Genomic DNA, 17,398 nt, shown 5'->3' on the forward strand with positions numbered 1-17,398 from the left:
AGTACTACAGTCCGTGGCGTGAGCACACTACAGGTTCTCGCGGACGGCGCCGCCACTCCGGCCGACTTCATGGCCGCCCGGCAGCAGATGGCGTTCACGCTCGGATTCCACATCATCCTGGCGTCCATCGGCATCGGGCTCCCGGCGCTGACCCTCCTCGCCCACTGGCGCTCCCTGCGCACCGGCGACCCCGTCTACACCGAACTGGCCCGCCGCTGGATGAAGGCCGCGGGCGTCCTGTTCGCGGTCGGCGCCGTCTCCGGGACCGTCCTGTCCTTCGAGATGGGCACGCTGTGGCCCGGCTTCATGGACAAGTACGGGCAGGTGTTCGGCGCCGCGTTCGCGCTGGAGGGCATCGCCTTCTTCATCGAGGCGATCTTCATGGGCATCTACCTGTACGGGTTCGACCGGCTGCCGCCCAAGGTCCACTTCCTCACCGGCATCCCGGTCGTGGTCGGCGGCATCCTGTCGGCGTCGTTCGTCGTCACCGTCAACTCGTGGATGAACCAGCCGCGCGGCTTCCGCCTCGTGGACGGCGAGGTCACCGACGTGGACCCGCTCGCCGCCATGTTCAACCCGGCCACGCCCGTGCAGGCCGTCCACCTCATCCTCGCCTCGCTCATGGTGTGCGGGTTCACGGTCGCGTCGGTGTACGCGTTCGCGCTGCTGCGCGACCGCCGCGCCGGACGCGTCGACCGCTACCACCGGCTCGGCTTCGCGATCCCGTTCACGCTCGGCGCCGTCTGCGCGCCGCTCCAGGTGCTCGTCGGCGACTGGGCGTCGCGGTTCGTCGCCGACAACCAGCCGATCAAGTTCGCCGCCATGGAGGGCATCGAGCACACGCAGGCGGGCGTCCCGTTCAAGTTCGCGGTGTTCGAGATCCCCAACGCGCTGTCGCTGCTGCTCAAGTTCGACGCGCACGCCACGCTGCGCGGCCTGGACGCCTTCCCCGAGGACCAGCACCCGCCCGCCGAAGTGGTCAAGTTCGGCTTCGAAGTGATGATCACGATCGGGATGTTCCTGCTGGCCCTGGCCGCCTTCTGGGGCCTGGCCTGGCTGCGCCGCCGCCGCGCCGCCGGACGCGCCGGACGGCTCGGCGCCGGGCGCGACCTGCCCTGGCACCCGTGGTTCCTGCGCGCCGCCCTCGTCGCCGGCGTCGCCGCGTGCGTCGCCATGGAGGCCGGATGGACCGTGACCGAGGTCGGGCGGCAGCCGTGGATCGTCTACGGCGTCATGCGGACCGAGGAGGCCGTCAACCCCAACCCCGGGCTGCGGTTCGGGCTGTACATCGTCCTCGTCGTCTACACGCTGCTGGCCGTCGCGACCGTCAGCGTGCTGCGGCGGATGCGCCGCCGCCCCGAGGAGACCGCCGCACCCGCCGACGACCGTGAGCCGGAGCCCGTCCGATGACCTACGCCGACGCCGCCGTCGCCCTCATCCTGCTGGGCCTGTCCGCCTACCTGCTGTTCGGCGGCGCCGACTTCGGCGCCGGGCTCTGGCACCTGGTCGCCCGCCGCCGCGCCGACCGGGACGTCATCGAACACGCCATGGGCCCGCTGTGGGAGGCCAACCACGTCTGGCTGATCTTCGTCATGGTGATGACGTGGACGGCGTTCCCGCCCGTCTTCGCCGACATCATGTCCACGCACTGGGTGCCGCTGTCGCTGGCCGCGCTCGGCATCGTCGCGCGCGGCTCCACGTTCGTGTTCGCCAAGGCCGTGCCCGACCAGGGGTGGTACGCCTGGATCTTCGGGGTCTCCTCGGTGCTGACGCCGTTCTGCTTCGGCGCCGTCGCGACCGTCCTGGCCACCGGCGGCACGTCCTGGCTCGGCGGCCACGGCCTGTACGGCGGCGTCCTCACCACCGCGCTGTGCGCCTACCTGGCCGCCGTCTACCTGCTGTGGGACGCCCGGCGCCTCGCCGACCGCGACACCGCGCTGCGGTTCCGCGGCTACGCGCTGATCTCCGGCGCCGCCGTCGGGCTGCTCGCCCTGCCGGGCGCCGCGCTGCTCGGCGTCGGCTCACCGCTCATCGCGGTGTCGGCCGTCGCCGGGATCGTGTCGCTGGTCCTGGTCGCCCGGCACCACCTGCTCGCCGTGCGGGTCACCGGAGCGCTCGCCGTCGTCACCGTCCTGTGGGGCGGCGTGGCGATGGCGGGCCTCGACCTGCACGCCTCCGCCGCGCACGACGCCGTCCTTCAGGTGGTGTTCGTCGCGCTCGGGGCCGGCGCGGTGATCCTCGTGCCGTCCATGGTCTGGCTGTACGTCCTCTTCCAGCGGGAGGGCGCCCCTGGACGATGACCCGCGGACGGGAGGGGCCACGGTCGGCAACCAGCCCCCTCCCGGACGCACCGAGGGCGGGACACCGGGCGCCATAGCCACAGCCCGGTGTCCCGCCCCCGTTTCACACCGTGGGCGCGGGCTCCTCCTCCGCGCGCGGGAACAGCCGGTGCAGCACGTCGGTGATCGTCACCACGCCCGTCACCGCGTCCTCGTCCATGACGAGCGCGAGCTGGTTGCTCGTCTCGCGCATCTGCGCCAGCGCCGAGTACACCGTGGTGTCGCCCGGCAGCTTGTTCGCCGGGCGCGTCAGCGCCGTGATCGGCGCGTCGTCGGCCAGGTCGAGCGTGTCGCGGACGTGCACGACGCCCCACGCCCCCGCCCGGCCCGCCACCAGGATGCGCAGGTGGCCCGACACGCGGCTGGACTCCTGCACGTCGGCGGCCGTCGCGTCGGACGGAACCGTGGTGAGCGTCGCGCCCGCGACGACGAGGTCGCGCAGGGTCAGCGTGCGCAGGTCGAGCGCGCCCGAGAGCTGCGCCGAGTACCGCTCGTCCAGCGCGCCGACGTTCGCCGAGTACTCCACCAGGTGCCGCAGGTCGTCGGGGTTCTGCCCCGAGGCGACCTGGTCAGCGGCCTGCACGCCCACCCAGCGCAGGCAGCGGTTCGCCGCCCGGTTCAGGCCGCGCAGCAGCGGCCGCGTCAGCCACATGAACGCCCGCATCGGCAGCGACAGCAGCGTCGCCGACCGCTCCGGATGGGCGATGGCCCACGACTTGGGCGCCATCTCCCCCACCACCAGGTGCAGGAACGTGACGATGACGAGGGCCAGCACGAAGCCGCCCGCGTCCGCCAGCCACAGCGGCAGGCCCGCCGACTCCATCAGCGGCGTCAGCCAGTGGTGCACGGCCGGTTTGGTGATCGCGCCGAGCGCCAGCGTGCAGACGGTGATGCCGAGCTGCGCGCCCGCCAGCAGCACGGTCAGCTCCGACGCGCTGCGCAGCGCCGCGCGGGCCGACCGGCTCGTCGGCGCGGCGTCCTCCAGCCGGTGCCGGCGGGCGGCGATCAGCGCGAACTCGATCGCGACGAAGAACGCACTCGCCGCGATGATCAGGACGGTCGCGGTGAGGACGAATCCGGGGTTGTCCATCAGTCCTCCTCCTCCGCGTCGCCGGGTTCGGGCTCGACGACCCGCAGCCGGATCGAGGACGGCACGTGGTTGTCGACCTCCAGGATCGTCACGTGCACGAACCGCTTGGGCGGCTCGTCGGTGTGGACGAGGTCGGCCGGGTCGGCGGGCAGCTCGACGTCCAGCTCGGTGCCCGGGTCGGGCAGCGCGCCGTAGGCGGCGATGACCAGGCCCGCCAGGGTCTCGTAGTCGCCCTCGGGCAGGTCGTGGTCGATCGCCCGCTCCACCTCGTCGACGTGGACGTCACCGGGGATGATCCAGTCGTCGCCGTCGCGGACGGCGAACTCGTCCGGCTCGTCGGTGTCGTGCTCGTCGGTGATCTCACCGACGAGTTCCTCGGCCATGTCCTCGACGGTGAGGATTCCGGCGAAGCCGCCGAACTCGTCCACGACGCACGCCAGTTCCTCACGCCGCTCCGACAGGGCGCGGAGCGCGTCCGGGAGGGTCATGAGGGTGGGCAGCACCGTCGCCGGGCGCATGATCTCCACGGCGGGGGCCTTGTTGTCGGGAGCGCCGAGCACGTCGTCCAGGTGGACGACGCCGAGGATCTCGTCCTCCTCGTTGAGGACGGGGTAGCGGGAGTGGCCGGTCGCCATGAGGTGCCGGACGTCCGCGATGCTCTGGTCCTGCTCGACGACGTCGGTGCGGGATCGGGGGATCATCGCGTGCTCGACGTCGCGGGTCGGGAAGTCCAGGATGCGGTCGAGCAGGATCGACAGGTCCTTGGGGAGGTCGCCGCTGCGCCGCGAGTCCGCGACGATGTGCTCCAGGTCGGCGGCGGTCGCGGAGTGCTCCACGTCGTGCACGGGCTCGATGCGCAAGGCGCGCAGCAGCACGTTGGACGACTGGTCGAAGATCCAGATCAGCCAGCCGAACAGCTTCAGGTAGATGATCGTGGAGCGCGAGAGCCAGCGCGCGACCGGCTCGGGCCGCGCGATGGCCAGGTTCTTCGGGAACAGCTCCCCGAAGAGCATCTGCACCAGGGTGGAGAAGGCGAGCGCCAGGACGGTGCCGAGGACGACGCCCGTCCCCTCGGGAACGCCGACGCCGCCGAGCATGGTGCCGAAGGCGCGGCCGATGAGCGGCTCGGCGACATAGCCGACGAGCAGCCCGGTGACGGTGATGCCGAGCTGGGCGCCCGACAGCATGAACGAGGTGCGGCGGGTGACGGCGAGGGCACGGGACGCGGCGGCGTCCCCCTCACCGGCGCGCACGTTGAGCCGTGAGCGGTCCACGGCCATGTAGGCGAATTCCTGGGCGACGAAGTAGCCGGTGGCGGCGGTGATGAGCAACACCACGGCGACGCCCAGCAGAAGGGAGAGGGCGGTGATCACCGTTCGGCGCTCCGGCGCCGGGCGGCGAGCGCCCTCTTGGGATAATCGCTGTCCATGTCTCTCTCTGGTCGGATGGATCACCGTGACAACGGTGGAACCCCCGCGAGGGTTCCGTCGGAAGTAACGTTCTACCCGACTCCGGGGTCCGCGATCATCGCGACCGCCCCCTCGGCATCGGAGAGTCCATGATCACCGCGTTGACCGCGCCCCGCGTCCGGGCCTGGACGGAGGCGGCGGCCCCGTCCGATCTGCCCGCCTACGTGCACGATCTGCCCGCGTTGCGGGCGCACGCGGGGGCCGTCGCGGCGCACGTCCGTCCCGTCGCGGAGCTTTTCTACGCGGCCAAGGCCAACCCCGATCCGGCGGTGCTCGCGGCCGTGGCGCCGTGCGCCGACGGCGTCGAGGTCGCGTCCGGGGGTGAGCTGGCCCACGTCCGGTCCGTCCTGCCGGACGCGCGGCTGGCGTTCGGCGGCCCCGGCAAGACCGACGCCGAGCTGGCCGCCGCGCTGGACGCGGGGGTCGAGCGGCTGCACGTCGAGAGCCCGCACGAGCTGGCCCGGCTGGCCGCGCTGCGCCGGGACGCCGGCGTCCTGCTCCGGGTCAACCTCGCCGGTGACCGCGCGGGCGCGGCGCTGGCCATGTCGGGCCCGTTCGGCATGGACCCGGCCGCGATCGACGCGTGCCGCCCGATCCTCGCGGCGGCCCCGCACGTGCGGCTGCGCGGCGTGCACGCGCACCTGGCGTCCGGGCTGGACGCCGCCGCGATGGTGCGGCAGTCGGCGGAGATCCTCGGCTGGGCGCGGCCGTTCCTGCACGGCGTGACCGCGCCCGAGATCAACCTGGGCGGCGGGATGGCCGTCGACTACGCCGACCCGGCCGCCCGGTTCGACTGGGCCGCGTACGCGCGCGGCCTCGCCGGGCTGCGGCGGCCGGGCGAGACGCTGCGGATCGAGCCCGGCCGCGCGCTCAGCGTGTACTGCGGCTGGTACGTCACCGACGTGCTCGACGTGAAGCGCGCGCACGGCGAGTGGTTCGCGATCCTGCGCGGCGGCACCATGCACCTGCGGACGCCCGTCACCAAGGGGCACGACCAGCCGTGCGCCGTCCTGCCGCGCGGCGGCGACGGGCCCGCGACCGGCGGCGAGCCCGTCACGTTCGTCGGGCAGCTCTGCACGCCCAAGGACGTGTTCGCGCGCCGCGTCGCCGCCGGGCGCGTCGCCGTCGGGGACCGCGTCGCGTTCGCGATGGCCGGGGCGTACGCGTGGAACATCTCGCACCACGGGTTCCTCATGCATCCCGAGCCCCGGTTCGTGTACCTGGACGACTGAGCGTTCCGCGCACGTGCCGTCGGGTGATTCGTTACGCGCGGGTAGGATTCGCGAGCGTTGTCGGCAGCGAGACTTCGGGGGTGCGGGCATCGTGCGGCGAACGCGGTACGCGGGGCTCGGCGCGGCGCTGGCGGTCGTCCTGACCGGCGCGGCGTGCGGCGACGAGAAGGCCGCGCCCCGGGAGGCGCCCCGGCCCGCCGTCGTGTTCGCCATCGGTGACAGCTACACGACCGGCATCCACGGGCTGCCCGCCGACCGCGCCTACGCCGCCGAGACCGCGCGGCTGCTCGGCTGGCAGATCATCATCGGCGGCAACCCCGGATCGGGCTACGCCGCCGGAGGCGCCAAGGCGTTCGGGCCGCTGTTCCAGGCGCAGTTCGCCTGGCGGCCCGCCCCCGACCTGGTGCTGCTCGCAGGCGGGCACAACGACGTCGTGCTGCCCGGACCGGCCGTCGCCGCCAAGGCCAAGGAACTCGTCGCGATCGTGCGGCAGCGGTATCCGCGCGCGAAGATCGTGATGCTCGGGCCGATGTGGGGACGCGACCCCGGGCCCAAGGCGCTGGCCGTCCGCGACGTCATCGCCGCCGCCGCGGCCGAGGTGAAGGTGCCGTTCGTCGACCCGCTCGCCGGACGCTGGATCACCGGCAACGTCAAGCAGCGCACCGGCAACGCCGTGCAGTACATCCGCGCCGACGGCATCCACCCCAACTACGCGGGCAACCGCTACGTGGCCGGGCGCCTGGCCACCGAACTGCGCACGCTCGGCCTGGACCGGCCGCACGTCACGCGCAGCCCGGCGCCGCGCTGAGACCTCACCAGGGCCCGTACGGCCCCGACCGCCCGCCCTGGTTGCCCCGGTTCTTGAACTGCTTCACGGCCGGGCGCACGTCGGCCAGGTAGACGGCCGCGACGATGAACGCCGCCACCGGCAGGATGCCGAGCAGCGCGCCGATCGGTGACACGCCCTGCAACGGGATCACCGCGAAGCCCAGCCCGAGGACGGTCGCGACGCCGAGCAGGATCGTCCACAGCTTCTTGCTCTGCTTGCTGGCCGCCTGGTAGGCGTTCGCGGGGACGGTCAGCGAGTCGAACAGCGCCCATGCCTCCATCGCGAACGCGAAAATCAGCAGCGCCCAGAAGAAGTACTCCAGCACACCAAGGGCCACCGTCGATCAGCGCTCCCGTCTTGGATTCGGGCGGCGCGCGCGGCGCCGCGAGGTCAACGACCGGTGCCCACACCCTACGCAGCGCGCGTCCGTTCCGGCGACCGCGCGCCCGGCCTGTGGAAAACCCGTCCTGCCCGGAAGACGACGGGGCCCGGCCGGATGTTCCCGGCCGGGCCCCGTTCCCGCTCAGGCGCCTACGGCGTCAGGAGCCGCTCTTGCGCGTGGTGCTCGCGGTCGACTTGGACTGCTGGCGCGCGGTCTTCTTGGCCTCACCGGCCTTGACCTTGGAGGCGGGCTTGCGGGCGTCGCCCGCGGCCACCTCGGCCACGCCCTCGGCCGACTCCGCGACCTCGGCGGCGGTGCGGTGCACGACCTTCTTGCCGCGCTCGGCCAGCTCGTCGATGAAGCCGACGGTGCGGGTGGAGAAGTGCGTCACGTACGCGACGGCGACGCCCGGGATCTCCTTGACCTCGATGCGGTCCTGGATCTTCTCGACGTTCTCGCGGGCCTCGCCCCGGTACTTGTCGACGTTCTTGCGCGCCTCGACGCGGTAGCGCTCGACGGTCTCGCGGACCTGGCCGCGGTACTTGCCGGCGTTCTTGCGCGCCTCGCCGCGGTACTTGTCCACGTTGCCGCGGGCCTTGTCGAACTGGCCGGGCACCTCGCGGATCTTCTCGATGGCGAGGTCGCCGACGCCGGCGACGGTGTAGACGGCCTTGTTGTCACGCAGAGTGCTGGCGAGGGTCATCCTGCCTCATCCTTTCTCAGGGCTCGGGTGCTCGATGGCGAGTGCGGCTGCGTTTCCCCGGTCTCGACCGGCGCGAGGGAATCCAGTGCCGCGTTCTCCTTGCGGAAGGATTCGTAGATGTCGAGCAACACCTGCCGCTGTCGCTCCGTGAGGAGCAGGTCGGCCCGGAGCGCCGCCTCCACTTCGGTGTCGGCGCTGCGGTCCTCCAGGATCCCCGCCTGCACGAAGAGCGTGTCGGCGGAGATCCGCAGGCCCTTGGCGATCTGGGCGAGGATCTCCGCGCTCGGTTTGCGCAGGCCCCGCTCGATCTGGCTCAGGTACGGGTTGGAGATGCCCGAGACGTCCGCGAGCTGGCGGAGCGAGATCTTCGCCCGCGTCCGCTGCTCCCGGATGTACTCCCCGATGGAGCCGACCTTCGTACTTGCCATGTCTCCACCCTGCGTCAGGGTGCTTGCTATTGCAAGCGCTACAGCTAGCATTCGGCCGTGAGACGAGTCACAGGAGCGTCGTCGCAGGTCAGGACACGCGGGCGGAGTCCACGACCCACGTGTTGCACGCCGCCGGACCCCGGCTCCTGACCCCCTCGGCGAGCCAGCCGGCGTAGTTGCGGCCCGATCCGTGGTCGCGTTCGGCGGCGGGCTTGCGGTCGTCGCCACGGCTGCGGACGTCGGCCATCATCGCCGCGTACTGGCGGCGCGTCAGCGGCAGCGTCGCCCGCTCGGCGCCGAGGAACGCGCCCGCCAGGCACTGCGCCTGCAACTCGATGCGGCGGCTGGTCTCGGTGCGGGCGGCGGGCGCCGCGCGCTCCATCTGCCGGTGCCCGTAGGCCAGGATGCCCGCCCGGTCCTGCACGTGATGGCCGTACTCGTGCGCGACGACCCGCGCGAACACCGCGTAGTTGCGCAGCGACTCCCCCGCCGACGCCTCCACGACGTGCCGCAGCCCCACGTACATCGTGTTGTTGGCCGGGCAGTAGAACGCCGACGCCCCCGGGCTCGGGTACGAGCCGCACGGGCTGCGGCCCGGCTGCTCCCAGAAGACGCGGCGGGGCGGCGCGTAGCGCAGGCCGCCCCGGTCGAACTGGCCCGTCCAGGAGGCGTCCAGGCAGTCCGACAGTTCGTCCATGAAGCCGCGCATCGAGCCGGGCTCGCCGGTCAGCGCGGGCAGGCGGCACTGGACGGGGCGCAGCTCGCCCGTCCGGTACAGGCGGCTCGCGGTCGCCGCCTCGCGCGGCGGGACGGTGCCGCGCACCCCGTGTGGCGGTTCCTGCCCGGCGAACGCGTCGTAGGCGGTGTAGCCGAGGATGCCGAGGACGAACAGGGCGGCCGCGCCGCCGATGAGCCCGGCGACGGTGCCCCCGGCCGTGCGGCGCGGCGGACGGCGCGGCGGGGCGTACCGGTACGGCCCGTCCCCGCCCTTCCCCCGGGCAGGCAGGCGGTACGCGGCCACTTCAGGACGTTGACCTGCCATAGCGGAAAATCATCCCACGGCTTGACGCTACGCTTTGCGCCCATGTCGGGTATCGCGACCTCGGGTCGCCTGCGCAAGACGCTGACGATCCTGCTGGCCGCAGCCCTCACGCCCCTCGGCGCCACCTCCGCCGCCGCCGAGCGGCACGCCGCCCCGCCCGCCGGTGAGCGCGTCCTGAAGGACACCGTGGCGATCACCGTCGGCGCCGACGGCACCGCCCGCGCCCGCGAGACGATCGTCTACGACTTCCGGGGCGGCCGGGGCCTGGAGCGCCGGTTCGTCACCCGCACCCACCGCAGCGTCACCGAGGACCGCGTCTACCGCGTCCAGAACGTCCGCGCGTCCAGCCCGGACGGCGGCCCCGCCACGGCCCGCACCGCCGTCGAGGACGAGCACACCGTCGTCCGGCTCACCGCGCCCGCCGAGCTGACCGGACGTCGCACGATCGTGCTCGACTACGAACTGCGCGGCGTCATCGCGCCGCAGGGCGCGGCCGAGGAACTGCGCTGGGCCGCCGTGGGCGGCTGGCGCGTCCCGGTGACCGAGGCGCACGTCACCGTGAACGCCGCGACGATGATCCGCAGCGTCAACTGCTTCGCCGGGCCGATCGAGTCGGCGATCGGCTGCACGCAGTACTACACCGACCACGCCAAGACGCAGGGCATCTACGACCAGCAGCAGCTCCTGCCGGGCGAGCACCTGACCGTCGTCGCGGGCCTCCCGGCGGGCGCGACCGGCGCCGAGCCGCTGTACGAGCGGCGGCACACGGCCGCGACGGCGTTCGCCGTCAACGCGGTCAGCGGGTCGGCGCTGCTCGGGCTGCTGGCGCTGCTCGTCGGCGGCTTCGTGCTGCTCTACCTGCTGCGCGGGCGGGACGTGCGGACGGTCGGCAAGCACGCCGCCGAGGGCGACCACGCGCCGCTGGCCGGGGCCGAGTTCGAGCCCCCGGACGGCGTGCGGCCCGGCCAGATCGGCACGCTCATCGACGAGCAGGCGGACGTCATCGACGTCACCGCGACGATCGTGGACCTCGCCGTGCGCGGCTACCTGCTCGTCGAGGAGCACGACCGGACCGACAAGGGCCGCCTGGACTGGTCGCTGGCGCGGCTGGAGCGCCCGGCCGACGACCTGCTCCGCTACGAGCGGCTGCTGCTGGACGCCCTGTTCACCGCGCCGGACGGCACCGCGCGGCCCCGCGTGCCGCTGTCGGAGCTGGGCGGGACGTTCGCGGCGCAGCTCGCGGCGGTCCGGTCGGCGATGTACGACGACGTGGTCGAGCAGGGCTGGTTCGCGCGGCGCCCCGACACGACCCGCTCACGCTGGACGATCTCCGGCATCGTGCTGACCGTGCTCGGCATCGCGGCGACGGTCGCGCTGGCGCTGACGACGGAGGTCGCGCTCGCGGGCATCGCGGTGATCATCGCGGGGGCGGCGATGGCGTACGGCGGCCAGTACATGCCCGCCAAGACCGCGCAGGGCTCCACCGTCCTCGCCCACATGATCGGGTTCCGGGCCTACCTGGAGCGCGGCGAGCTGCCGGACGCCGACACGATGGAGTCCCCGCAGAAGATCGCGCTGTTCTCCCGGTTCCTCCCGTACGCGGTCGTGTTCGACACCGTGGCGCCGTGGGCGCGGACCGTCGAGGACGCGGGCGAGCCCGGCGCCGACAACCTGTACTGGTACGAGGGCCCGGCCGAGTGGGACCTGGCCAAGTTCGCCGAGTCGGTGCGGATGTTCACGCTGACGACGTCCGGGTCGATCTCCCAGTCGCGGGCGCTCTGAGTAGAACGTCCGCACGGGGTAGGGGTCCGGGTGAGGAGGTGGACCCCATGCTCGCAGCACCGCTCGCGGACTCGTCGCCGGTGGGCGCCAACGCGCTCCTGGTCGTCGGACCGCTGCTCATCGTGGCCGCGCTGGCCACCTGGATGTTCCTGACCGCCCGGGCGGCCCGCAAGAAGGTCGAATTGCCCGCCGAGGACGCCGGACCGCATCGCGGGCCCGTCCAGGGCGGCGTCATCGACCCGTCGGCGGACTGGTCGGAGAACCCGGAGGGCACGACGTCGGGCCGCCCCGCCGAGGACGACGCCGCGCACCGCGCGCACGGGCGCCGCGAGGACCCGCCGACGGCCCACTAGCCGAATCCCCACCGCGCGCCGGGACGTGACAGAGTGCGGGAAGCCGTCCTTCCGGAGGTCGTGTGACATCTCGGCGCGCCGCCACCCTGACCGGGGTGGCGCTGATCATCCTGGCCGCCTTCAACCTCCGCCCGGCGATCACCATGGTCGGGCCGCTGCTGCCGGAGATCCGGGCCGACGTGGCGCTGTCGGGGACGGCGGCGGGGGCGCTGACGACGCTGCCGCTGGCGTTCCTCGGCGCGTACGGGCTGCTGGCGCCGCTGCTGCGGCGCACGCCCGGCGGCGAGGCGCTGCTCGTCGCGGCGATGGCGCTGCTCATCGGCGGCGTGACGCTGCGGCTGCTGGACGCGCCGCTGCCGCTGTTCGCGGGGTCGCTGGTCGCGGGGCTGGCCATCAGCATCGGGAACATCGCGATCCCGGCGATCATCAAGCGCGACCACCCGGGGCGGATCGCGAGCGTCACGTCGGTGTACACGGTCGCGATCACGTTCGGCGCCGCCGGTTCGACGGCGGTGGCCGTGCCGCTGGCGGCGGCCGTGGGCGGATGGCGGACGGCGCTCGCGCTGCTCGTCGTCCCGGCGGCGCTGGCGCTGGTGGCGTGGCTGCCGCGCGCCGTCCGGTCGCCGTGGGCGCCGCGCCGCGTCGTCACCGGCACGCCGCTGTGGCGGTCGCCGCTGGCGTGGGCGGTGACGGGGTTCATGGGAACGCAGTCGCTGCTCGCCTACGTCGTCATCGCGTGGCTGCCGACGTTCCTGCACGAGCGCGGCCTGTCGGAGCAGGCGGCGGGGTTCGCGATGGCGCTGTCGACGCTGACGCAGGCCGCCGGGGCCCTCGCCGTGCCCGTCGTGGCGGCGCGGGCGCGCGACCAGCGTCCGCTGGTGCTGGCCGTCGTCGGGCTCAGCGCGGCGGGGTTCGCCGGGCTGGCGTGGGCGCCGCTCGGGTCGGTGTGGGCGTGGGCGGTGGTGCTGGGCCTCGGCCAGGGCATCGCGTTCGCGGCGGCGCTGTCGTTCATCGGGCTGCGCTCGCACGACGCGGGGACGGCCGCGCGGCTCTCGGGCATGGCGCAGGGCTGCGGGTACGTCATCGCGGGTCTGGGACCGCTCGGCATCGGCGCGCTGCACGACGCGACGGGCGGCTGGAACGTGCCGTGGGCGGTGCTGCTGGGAATCGTCGCGTTCCTGACGGTGCCGGGACTGGCGGCGGCGCGGTCGCGGACGGTCGGCGCCCCCGACGATGCGCCCGCTCTATCCGAAAGTCCGGTCTAGACCCGGCCAAGAAAGCAACATGCGCAAGTTTTGCGCAATTTCACCGGGCAGACCCTCCCCCAGAGGGGAGTACACCATGACGGACACCACCACGTACGCCGCGATGCTCGGCACCGGACCGATCCGCTTCATCGGACCCGTCCTCATCGCACTCGCCCTGATCGGCTGGCTGTACCTGACCGCCCGGGGCATGACGATCACCGCGCGCGGCACCCGGGGCGTCCGCCAGGCGCTGCGCCGCGAACGGAAGCCGCTCAGCCACGACCGCGGCCCGGTCAAGGGCGGTTTCCACGCCTACTCGCCCGGGATCTACTCCCACTCCGAGCCGCCGCGCGAGTGACCGCCGCGCTCAGCGGCCGAACAGGCCCGGGGCGACGCGGACCGCGCCGACCGGGTCGGTGCCGCCGAGGAGTTCCGGCGCGGCCAGCCGCTCCAGGTCGTGCCGCGTCTCCTCGGCGACGCCCAGGGCGCGCAGCAGCGCGACCGTGACCGGGGTGCGGGCGCGCATCGCGCCGTCGTCGATCTTGACGGCGCCGGCGCGGCCGTCGGCGTAGGCGAACGCGTCCACGCCCTCGGCGCCGCACTTGACGAGCAGGCCGGGGATCGCCTCCATCAGCCGCGTCTCCTCGCGGCGCGTGCCCGCCGTGTACTGCGGCGCGGCGCGCATCGCGTCGGCGACGCGGCGCTCCGGCGTGCCCGGGTCGGCCACGACGAGACGGCGGAACGCGCGGGCGACGCCCGTCACCGACACCGCGAACAACGGCGCGCCGCAGCCGTCGACGCCCACGGCGGCGGGCTTCTCGCCGGTCAGCTCCGCGACGGCCGCCTCCACGGCGAGCTGGAGCGGATGGTCGGCGTCCAGGTAGGTCTCCGTGGGCCAGCCCGCCGCGACGCACGCGGCGAGCATCCCGGCGTGCTTGCCCGAGCAGTTCATCCGCAGCGGCGACCGCTGCCAGCCCGCGCGGACGGCGTTGCGCTCGGCCTCGGCGTCCAGCGGCCACGCCGCCGGGCAGCGCAGCGCGGCGGAGGTGAGGCCCGCCGCCGCCAGGACGCGTTCGACGGCCTCGACGTGGAAGTCCTCGCCGGAGTGGCTGCCCGCCGCGAGCGCCAGCGCCTCGCCGTCCAGATCGAGCCCGGACCGCAGCATCGCGACCGCCTGGATCGGCTTGTTCGCCGAGCGCGGGAACACCGGCTGGTCGGGCTCGCCCGCCGCCACGGCCACCTCGCCGCCGGGCGCCAGCCCGACCGCGCTCCCACGGTGCCACGACTCCACGAAGCCCGACCGCTCGACCTCGACCAGCACCGGATTGACCCGCATCCCGCCCCCTAGGTGATCACCACTCACCCTAGCCAGCGGTGATGCCGAGGAAACCGCGGGCCTGCTGCGGCGACATCGGCGGACGGCGCGCCAGCCGGGCGGCGTCGGCCGCGCGCGTCACGAGCTGCGCGTTGGACGTCACCGCCTCGCCCTTGGCGATCGTCAGCGTGTCCTCCATGCCGACGCGCAGGTGCCCGCCGCCGCCCAGCGCCGCGAACAGCACCGGCAGCGACGCGCGGCCGACGCCCGTCGCCGACCACGTCGCGCCCTCCGGCAGCGCCGCCACGGCGGCGGCCAGCGTGCGCAGGTCGCCGGGCATCGCGCCCGGGACGCCCAGCACGAAGTCGCAGTGCACGCGCCCGCCGGGCGGCGGGCCGTGCCGGTCGAGCAGGCGGTGCAGCGCCGCGACGTGGCCGAGGTCGAACAGCTCGAACTCCGGGACGACGCCGCGTTCACGCGCCCGCTCGTACAGCTCGACCATGAACGGCCACGGGTTCGCGAACACCTCGTCGCCGAAGTTCACGGTGCCGCAGGTGAGCGAGCAGCCGTCCGGCTCGGCGTCCAGGACGGCCAGCCGGTCCTCGAAGGAGTCGCTGACGGCGCCTCCCGTGGACAGTTGCACGATGAGCGCGGTGTTCTCGCGGAGCGCCCGGACGGTCTCGCGCAGCCGTCCGACGTCGAGCGTGGGCCGGGCGTCGCCGTCGCGGATGTGGACGTGGATCACGGCCGCGCCCGCGGCCTCGCACTCCTTCGCCGTCCGCACCAGCTCGTCCAGCGTGACGGGTAGGGCCGGGACGTCCGCCTTGGCGGACTCGGCACCCGTCGGGGCCACCGTGAGAAGCGTCGTTGCCTCCATACACGGCAGAATGCAACGTCATGCGTGCAGTAGTCCAGCGTGTCAGTGAGGCGAGCGTGTCCGTCGACGGCCGGGTGACCGGCGCGATCGACGGTCCGGGGCTGATGGTGCTCGTCGGGGTGACCCACGACGACACCCCGGAGAAGGCGCGGCGGCTCGCCGCGAAGCTGTGGGGGCTGCGCGTCCTGCCGGACGAGAGGTCCTGTTCCGACCTGAACGCCCCGCTGCTGGTCATCAGCCAGTTCACCCTCTACGGCGACGCCCGCAAGGGCCGCCGCCCCACCTGGATCGCCGCCGCCCCCGGCGACGTCGCCGAACCCCTCGTGGACGCCGTCGTCACCGAACTCCGCGCCCTCGGCGCGTCGGTCGCGACGGGCGTCTTCGGCGCGGACATGAAGGTCTCCCTGACCAACGACGGCCCCATCACCCTGATCGTCGAGATCTAGGCGCGGAGGGACGCGGCGCGGGCGCGGGCCGTCGCGGCGGTGGCGCGGTCACCGATCGCCTCGGTGAGGGCGCCGTGCTTGAGCCAGTTGAACGGGCTGCACGGGCGGACGTGCAGGCGTTCGCTGACGAGCGTGCGGGCGAGGTCGTGGTCGCCGGCGTGCAGGGCGGCCTCCAGCAGCGTCTTCTGGACGGCGTCGCGCTGGGCGTGGCTGCCGCCGAAGTCGTTGACGCGGTGCCGGATCGGGGCCAGGTGGGCGACGGCGGCGGCGAAGTCGCGGCGGCCGTAGGCGATGAACGCGCGGCAGACGGGAAGCCCGACGTCCGCCGTCATCGCCTGGTTCGTCACGCCCGGCAGATCGGACGCCAGGTACCTCTCCCGGACGGCGACGAGGCGGTCGGCGTCCCCGAACCGGCCCGCGCCGACGAACGCCATCACCGCGTGCATGTCGTTGAACGCGTAGAACGGCTCCTCGACCTTGGGCGCCCACGCGTCCGCGAGCATCGACCAGCGGCCCCGCTGGTCGTCGCCCTCCAGAAAGAACCGCCACAGCAGCGACGCCGCGTCGAGCAGTTCCATGACGGACTCGCCCGACTCGGGGCCGTGCAGGACGGCGTCGTAGATCTCCAGCGCGCGGGCGGTGTCGCCCGCCTCGATCGCGTAGAGCGCGTAGTGCCACCAGGTGTGGACGTTGAAGAACGTCCCGGTGGACCAGTGCTCGTGCCGTTCGTCCAGGTAGCGCAGGCCGTCGCGGAACCGGCCCTGCATCTCGTAGGTGTGGGCGACGGCGTGGATGCCCCAGACGTCGCGGGGGTTCAGGCTCACGGCGCGCAGCCCGACCTCCTCCGAGCGGGTGTAGTGCCCCGATTCCTCCAGCCCGAAGGCGTACATGCCGAGCAGGTGGCCGTAGTGCCGGTCGTCCTCGCTCCAGGCCGACAGCGCGCCGCCGACCCGGTCGCGCAGCAGCGCGGCGTTGCCGGTGAAGAAGTCGATCTGGTGCCCGGCGATGAGCGCCAGGACATCGCGCGGCCACCGCTGCGTGATCAGCGCGAGCAGCGCCCCGCAGCGCAGGAAGTCGCCGCCGAGCAGGGCGCGGACGGCCTCGACGTGCGCCCGCTCCCGCTCGGGCAGCCGGGTGACGTCCGCGCCGTCGAGGAATACCGCGAAGTTCTCCCGCGCCTCGCGGGCCGCGTCGGCCTCGGTGCCCAGCAGCCCGAGATAGGCGGCGAGCACGTTGCCGAGCGGGAAGCCGGGCTCCTCCGCGAGCGCGGCCCGCGCCTGCGCGTCGACCTCGATGCGGAAGTGCAGCAGCTCGTGCAGCGCCTGGTCGAAGTGCCGGAGCGCCGCGTCGCTCGCCGCCGCGACCGCAAGGCCGTGTTCGTCCCGCCGCATGGTGCCTCCCGGTGGTTCGCTCCGGCTGCCAGCGTAGGCACTCAGCCGACGAAGTTCGCCGCGTAGCCGTCGCCGGGCGGCACCTCGGTGATGACGTCGATGAGCGTGCCCGCCGGGTCGGAGACGATGAAGTGGCGCTGGCCGAACTCCTCGGTGCGGATCGCCAGGTGCGCCTCCAGGCCCGCCCTCTCGACGAGACGGCTCCACTGCGCGTCCACGTCGTCCACCTCGAAGTTGAGCAGGACGCCCGACACCCGGCGGCGGAACCCCTCGGGCACCGTCGGGTGGTCGTAGCGCAGGATCGCCAGCTCCTGGTGCGGCGCCTCGGTGCGGCGCAGGCTCACGTACCAGTCGGCCGCGAAGGTGGTCTCGAAGCCGAACAGGTCGGTGTAGAACGCGGCCGTCTCGGCGACGCGGTCGGTGGCGATGACGGGATACAGGCTGGACAACCTCATGGCGGGACCTCTCCGAAA

Annotated in this window: 19 protein-coding genes; 9 read left to right on the forward strand and 10 right to left on the reverse strand. The window is 73.4% G+C overall.

Features of this window, described 5'->3' with window-relative positions; translation table 11 throughout:
* Positions 1 to 18: 18 nt before the first annotated feature.
* Positions 19 to 1,410 (forward strand): cytochrome ubiquinol oxidase subunit I, encoded by a 1,392-nt coding sequence (locus C229_RS0123105; RefSeq protein WP_026314078.1) that lies wholly within the window; start codon positions 19 to 21, stop codon positions 1,408 to 1,410.
* Positions 1,407 to 2,300, forward strand: coding sequence for a cytochrome d ubiquinol oxidase subunit II (locus tag C229_RS0123110; RefSeq protein WP_018657490.1), 894 nt, complete (start codon positions 1,407 to 1,409; stop codon positions 2,298 to 2,300). The genes C229_RS0123105 and C229_RS0123110 overlap by 4 nt, the downstream gene beginning before the upstream one ends.
* A gap of 103 nt (positions 2,301 to 2,403) precedes the next feature.
* Here C229_RS0123110 and C229_RS0123115 read toward each other — a convergent pair whose 3' ends face one another.
* Positions 2,404 to 3,429, reverse strand: coding sequence for a hemolysin family protein (locus C229_RS0123115; protein ID WP_018657491.1), 1,026 nt, complete (start codon positions 3,427 to 3,429; stop codon positions 2,404 to 2,406).
* Positions 3,429 to 4,802: a hemolysin family protein gene (locus C229_RS0123120; RefSeq protein WP_018657492.1), complete on the reverse strand. Its 1,374-nt coding sequence runs from the start codon at positions 4,800 to 4,802 to the stop codon at positions 3,429 to 3,431. The genes C229_RS0123115 and C229_RS0123120 overlap by 1 nt, the downstream gene beginning before the upstream one ends.
* Positions 4,803 to 4,987: 185 nt before the next feature.
* On the opposite strand from C229_RS0123120, the gene C229_RS0123125 reads away from it, so the two are divergent.
* Complete coding sequence (locus C229_RS0123125; protein WP_018657493.1) at positions 4,988 to 6,130, forward strand: alanine racemase; 1,143 nt, start codon at positions 4,988 to 4,990, stop codon at positions 6,128 to 6,130.
* A 91-nt stretch (positions 6,131 to 6,221) separates the two neighbouring features.
* Positions 6,222 to 6,938, forward strand: coding sequence for an SGNH/GDSL hydrolase family protein (locus C229_RS0123130; protein WP_018657494.1), 717 nt, complete (start codon positions 6,222 to 6,224; stop codon positions 6,936 to 6,938).
* A gap of 4 nt (positions 6,939 to 6,942) precedes the next feature.
* Here the strand turns inward: C229_RS0123130 and C229_RS0123135 are convergent, their stop codons facing one another.
* The 4 genes from C229_RS0123135 to C229_RS0123150 form a co-directional block, all read right to left on the reverse strand.
* A complete protein-coding gene (locus tag C229_RS0123135) occupies positions 6,943 to 7,296 on the reverse strand; it encodes a DUF2516 family protein (protein WP_240487373.1) in 354 nt (117 codons plus the stop codon).
* A 202-nt stretch (positions 7,297 to 7,498) separates the two neighbouring features.
* Positions 7,499 to 8,044: a hypothetical protein gene (locus C229_RS0123140; protein ID WP_018657496.1), complete on the reverse strand. Its 546-nt coding sequence runs from the start codon at positions 8,042 to 8,044 to the stop codon at positions 7,499 to 7,501.
* Entirely contained in the window at positions 8,041 to 8,472 is a 432-nt protein-coding gene (locus tag C229_RS31545) for a helix-turn-helix domain-containing protein (RefSeq protein ID WP_018657497.1), read from the reverse strand. Before C229_RS31545 ends, C229_RS0123140 begins: the two co-directional genes overlap by 4 nt.
* 88 nt (positions 8,473 to 8,560) lie before the next feature.
* A complete protein-coding gene (locus tag C229_RS0123150) occupies positions 8,561 to 9,493 on the reverse strand; it encodes a neutral zinc metallopeptidase (RefSeq protein WP_018657498.1) in 933 nt (310 codons plus the stop codon).
* A 63-nt stretch (positions 9,494 to 9,556) separates the two neighbouring features.
* Here C229_RS0123150 and C229_RS0123155 point away from each other — a divergent pair, with 63 nt between their 5' ends.
* From C229_RS0123155 to C229_RS0123170, 4 genes are all read left to right on the forward strand, one after another.
* Entirely contained in the window at positions 9,557 to 11,296 is a 1,740-nt protein-coding gene (locus C229_RS0123155) for a DUF2207 domain-containing protein (RefSeq protein ID WP_018657499.1), read from the forward strand.
* A gap of 47 nt (positions 11,297 to 11,343) precedes the next feature.
* Positions 11,344 to 11,649 (forward strand): hypothetical protein, encoded by a 306-nt coding sequence (locus tag C229_RS0123160; RefSeq protein ID WP_018657500.1) that lies wholly within the window; start codon positions 11,344 to 11,346, stop codon positions 11,647 to 11,649.
* Positions 11,650 to 11,711: 62 nt separating this feature from the next.
* Entirely contained in the window at positions 11,712 to 12,914 is a 1,203-nt protein-coding gene (locus tag C229_RS31550) for a CynX/NimT family MFS transporter (RefSeq protein ID WP_081640009.1), read from the forward strand.
* A gap of 76 nt (positions 12,915 to 12,990) precedes the next feature.
* The gene (locus C229_RS0123170) at positions 12,991 to 13,254 is read left to right on the forward strand and encodes a hypothetical protein (RefSeq protein ID WP_018657502.1); all 264 of its coding nucleotides are present in this window, start codon (positions 12,991 to 12,993) and stop codon (positions 13,252 to 13,254) included.
* 9 nt (positions 13,255 to 13,263) lie between these two features.
* Here the strand turns inward: C229_RS0123170 and C229_RS0123175 are convergent, their stop codons facing one another.
* Both C229_RS0123175 and C229_RS0123180 read right to left on the reverse strand, forming a co-directional pair.
* Positions 13,264 to 14,232 (reverse strand): asparaginase, encoded by a 969-nt coding sequence (locus tag C229_RS0123175; protein WP_018657503.1) that lies wholly within the window; start codon positions 14,230 to 14,232, stop codon positions 13,264 to 13,266.
* A 28-nt stretch (positions 14,233 to 14,260) separates the two neighbouring features.
* Positions 14,261 to 15,064 carry a beta-keto acid cleavage family enzyme gene (locus tag C229_RS0123180; protein ID WP_018657504.1) on the reverse strand — a complete coding sequence of 268 codons (804 nt, stop codon included), beginning with the start codon at positions 15,062 to 15,064 and terminating at the stop codon, positions 14,261 to 14,263.
* 44 nt (positions 15,065 to 15,108) lie between these two features.
* On the opposite strand from C229_RS0123180, the gene dtd reads away from it, so the two are divergent.
* Positions 15,109 to 15,534, forward strand: a complete 426-nt coding sequence (gene dtd, locus C229_RS0123185) for a D-aminoacyl-tRNA deacylase (RefSeq protein WP_026314080.1) — start codon at positions 15,109 to 15,111, stop codon at positions 15,532 to 15,534.
* On the opposite strand, the gene C229_RS0123190 is transcribed toward dtd, so the two are convergent.
* Positions 15,531 to 16,925: a tetratricopeptide repeat protein gene (locus tag C229_RS0123190; protein WP_018657506.1), complete on the reverse strand. Its 1,395-nt coding sequence runs from the start codon at positions 16,923 to 16,925 to the stop codon at positions 15,531 to 15,533. The two genes, dtd and C229_RS0123190, sit on opposite strands and share 4 nt — an antisense overlap.
* Positions 16,926 to 16,966: 41 nt before the next feature.
* Positions 16,967 to 17,380: a VOC family protein gene (locus tag C229_RS0123195; protein ID WP_026314081.1), complete on the reverse strand. Its 414-nt coding sequence runs from the start codon at positions 17,378 to 17,380 to the stop codon at positions 16,967 to 16,969.
* Between the last annotated feature and the right edge of the window lie 18 nt (positions 17,381 to 17,398).

Origin of the sequence: Actinomadura flavalba DSM 45200 (assembly GCF_000374305.1) — a bacterium.
GTDB classification, from domain to species: Bacteria; Actinomycetota; Actinomycetes; order Streptosporangiales; family Streptosporangiaceae; genus Spirillospora; species Spirillospora flavalba.